This is a genomic window from Methanobrevibacter cuticularis (assembly GCF_001639285.1).
Taxonomy (GTDB): domain Archaea; phylum Methanobacteriota; class Methanobacteria; order Methanobacteriales; family Methanobacteriaceae; genus Methanobaculum; species Methanobaculum cuticulare.
The window spans coordinates 1-4,101 of record NZ_LWMW01000160.1 but is presented as its reverse complement, the minus strand read 5'-3'; the positions used below and the strand labels follow the sequence as shown (position 1 = coordinate 4,101).

Genomic DNA, 4,101 nt, shown 5'->3' with positions numbered 1-4,101 from the left:
TAATGTTATTAACTATAAAGTTGGCCTATATGTTATGAGAGAAACATATAGACAACAATGATAAAGATAATACTAATAAAAGAAGTAATAATCCAGTAGCTTTATTAGCTACTATGAAAAAATACAGGAATACTGATAATAGCTATTATATTAATGTTATTGACTATAAAGTTGGACTATAATGTTATGAGAGAAACATATAGACAACAATGATAATATTAATAAAAGAAGTAATGATTTAGTAGCTACCAGGCTACTATGAAAAAATATAGAAATACTGATAATAGCTATTATATTAGTATTTTTAACCATAGTATTTTTAACCATATTTAGAATGATTGTTTCTAAAAAAAGAAGAATTAATCATTTTTTTGGGGAGAAGTTATTTATTTTCTACCCATTTTTTTTTATTATTTTTTTCCCTCTAATTTTATCTAATAAAAAAATCAACTCCATTTTTTGAAGAGTCATAATAAAAATAAGAATTGATTCTATTGTTTGTGTTATTATAGTTAAATAAATATGATAACAACTAAATTTTCAGCTAAAAGACAGATAAATTCTCTAGTTTTCAGAGAAAATTTTCCAAATTTATCCATTATTGAAGCATTTATTGATGGAAATAAAAAAAAATTATTCAATGCTATATATTTTTGAATATTCTTAAATTCAATACTATATACTTTTCAATGTCTAATATTTCCATATATTAATTTTTCAGTTGAAATCGCACTTTATTACTTCTATACCAAAAGAATATGTTGCACTTTCTGAAACAAAAATTATAAAACTGGGAAAATAAGAAAAACAAGATTGAAAATCACTCAAAAAAATACAAAAAATCTAGCACCCTAATGATATTATAAAATTGAAATATAAAAATATGTAAAGTTGAAAACCTAAAAAGTGTAAAATATATACGCTATAAATGGTTAACTGGCATTTATTTCATTAAAAGTTAATTATATGGGGGGTTATTTTATTAATAAAATATCTTAAAATCCTTTTTATTTTAAGAAATAATAAAGCACAGCTTTTTGAGCATGTAGTCTATTTTCAGCTTGATCAATTATGACTGATTGTGGCCCATCAATAACTTCAGATTCAACTTCTTGTCCACGAATAGCTGGTAAACAATGCATGAATATTGCATTTTCACTTGCTAATTTCATAAGTTGAGAGTTAACTTGGTATTTTCTGAAGTCATTCATCCGTTTTAATTGTTCTTCTTCATCACCCATACTAACCCAAACATCAGTATATACTACTACTGCATTATTTACAGCTGTTTCAATATCATTAGTAATTATGATTTTTGAGCCAAATTCATTAGCTATTTTTTTTGCTTTTTTAACGATTTCTTGGTTTGGTTCATATCCTGAAGGACAAGCAATAGCTATATCCATACCTAAACAAGCACAAATAAGAATTAATGAGTTACAAACATTGTTCCCATCTCCAACATAAGTGAATTTTCCATCAAAATTCCCTAAATATTCTTTAACTGTTAGCATATCTGCTAAAACTTGGCAAGGGTGTTCAAGATTAGTGAGTCCACTTATTATTGGAACATCTGATTTATCACGGAATTCTACAACATCTTCATGTTCAACAGCTCTTATCATAACTCCATCAACATAACGACTGAGAACTTTCGCTGTATCTGAAATTGGTTCTCCTCTTCCCATCTGTAATTCATCTGAAGATAAAAACAGAGAGTTTCCACCTAATTCATACATTCCTACTTCAAAAGAAACCCTAGTTCTTGTGGATGATTTCTGGAAGATCATAGCTAATGATTTCCCCTCAAGAGGTTTGTTTTTTATTTTTCTTTCTTTAAATTCCTTAGCTAATTTTAATATATCAGGAACTTCGTTTTTTATATCACAAATTGATAATAGGCTTCTCATTTTAAGGCACCTTCATAATAATTAACAGCTAATAAATGATTTAAACAAAATATTTTAATAATATTATATAAAATAATAATTAGTATTACTCCTTTATCATATTAATAATTTGCTAGTTTTTTTCTCAATCAATACCATCATATTCATCATTTATCTATTAAACATTATTAATTATTCTAAACATTATTTATTATTCTAGACATTATTTATTATTCTAGACATTATTTATTATTCTAGACATTATTTATTATTCTGAACATTATTTATTATTCTGAACATTATTTATTATTCTGAACATTATTTATTATTCTGAACATTATTTATTATTCTGAACATTATTTATTATTCTGAACATTGTTTATTATTCTAGACATTGTTTATTATTCTAAACATTATTTATTATTCTAGACATTATTTATTATTCTAGACATTATTTATTATTCTCTTATTTCTTTCATATGATCTATTCTTTGTTGAATTAACTCTTTTGTTCCTATATCTCTTCTATGATATAAGTTTCCAGATACGTATTCACATGCCTTCTCTGAAATAGCTTCACTTTCAGCTATTGTATTTCCAATTCCTACAATTCCAATAGCTCTAGATGAGGAAGTATAGATCCCATCTTCTTTTTGATTTACAGCGGCATAAAATACTTTTGCTCCCATACTATTGATTTTTTCTTCATCAACTTCTATTAATTCATTGTTATGTTCTGTTTCAGGGTATCCATCTGGAACAATATATTTACAAACTGATGCTTTATTTTCAAATTCAACTTTTTCCAAGTTTCCATCTATAATAGCTTGACAAACTTTAATCATAGGGGTTTTCATAATACTAAGAACATTCATAGCTTCAGGATCTCCAAATCTCGCATTATATTCTATGAGTCTTGGACCATCTTTGCAAAGCATAAATTGGCCGTAAAGAATTCCTTTATAAGGTCTAGTTTCTTTACTTATAGCTTTTATAGTTTCTTCCATGATTTTTACAGCTTTATCATATTCATCTTGAGTTAAAAATGGTAAGATTCCATTTTTATCAGAATAAGAACCCATCCCTCCGGTAATTGGTCCCTTTCCACCTTCAAAAGCATATGGATGATCTTGAGCTGCAGGCATTGGGGCTAAATGTTCTCCATCTGAAAAGGCCTGCACTGTAAACTCTTCTCCAATCAATCTTTCTTCAATAATAACTTGTGGGAATCCTCCCATTTTATTATCCATAACTTCTTTAGCATATTCTTTAGCTTCTTGATTATTTTTAAGATGTTCACCAACTATTTTAACACCTTTACCACCAGTTAAACCAACAGGTTTTACTACAACATCTTTATCAAAATTGTCAAGAAATATGCTAATATCATTGTAGTTATCAAAAACTTTGTAAACCAATGAACCTTCAATATCATGTGTTTCAAATAGATTTCTCATAAATGATTTGTCTGTTTCAATTTTAGCAGCTTCCATATTTGGACCAACACAATCGATCCCATTTTTTTCAAGTTCATTCACTATTCCTTTTCCAAGAGGAGCTTCTGGACCTATAACAGCCATATCAATGTTATTTTCTACTGCATATTCAGCCACTTTATTTATATCTCCTTCATCACCTTGTTTAAAGGTAGCTATTTTAGCTATCCCTGGATTTTTATTAGACATATATGAATATAATTCAACATCTTCTTTTAATGCTTCACAAATAGCATGTTCTCTTGCACCTGTTCCAACAACCAATACTTTCATTTTAACACTCCAAATAACTAATTTCATATTATTTCATAGTATATTCCAATATCCATCTTGTTTATAAACTTCAGAATTATAATATTATTACTTCAGAATTATAGTATTATTACTTTAGAATCATATTATTATTTCAGAATTATAGTATTATTATTTCAGAATTATAGTATTATTATTTCAGAATTATAGTATTATTATTTCAGAATCATATTATTATTAAAATAATTAAAATTAAAATAATTTAATTTTTAATCTAATTTAACTATTTATATTATTAATTAAAATATATTTATATATTAAATTTTATTAAGTATTTATAAAAATATTCTGAATTATATTAAATTTAATTAATTATAATTTTAGAATTATATTTTATTGAAAAATGTTTTATTAAGTGTTTATAAAAATATTCTGAATTATATTAAATTTAATTAATTATAATT

2 protein-coding genes are annotated in these 4,101 nt (G+C 25.5%); both read right to left on the bottom strand.

Annotation, left to right across the window (positions count from 1 at the left end; genetic code table 11):
• Positions 1-1,007 precede the first annotated feature (1,007 nt).
• Complete coding sequence (gene argF / locus MBCUT_RS10145) at positions 1,008-1,910, bottom strand: ornithine carbamoyltransferase (protein WP_067260703.1); 903 nt, start codon at positions 1,908-1,910, stop codon at positions 1,008-1,010.
• A gap of 437 nt (positions 1,911-2,347) precedes the next feature.
• Positions 2,348-3,658 (bottom strand): phosphoribosylamine--glycine ligase, encoded by a 1,311-nt coding sequence (gene purD / locus MBCUT_RS10140; protein WP_067260700.1) that lies wholly within the window; start codon positions 3,656-3,658, stop codon positions 2,348-2,350.
• Positions 3,659-4,101 lie beyond the last annotated feature (443 nt).

Bases quoted from the DNA above. Each gene is read 5' to 3' on its own strand.
- argF (WP_067260703.1), bottom strand. From the start codon at position 1,910: ATGAGAAGCCTATTATCAATTTGTGATATAAAAAACGAAGTTCCTGAT.
- purD (WP_067260700.1), bottom strand. From the start codon at position 3,658: ATGAAAGTATTGGTTGTTGGAACAGGTGCAAGAGAACATGCTATTTGT.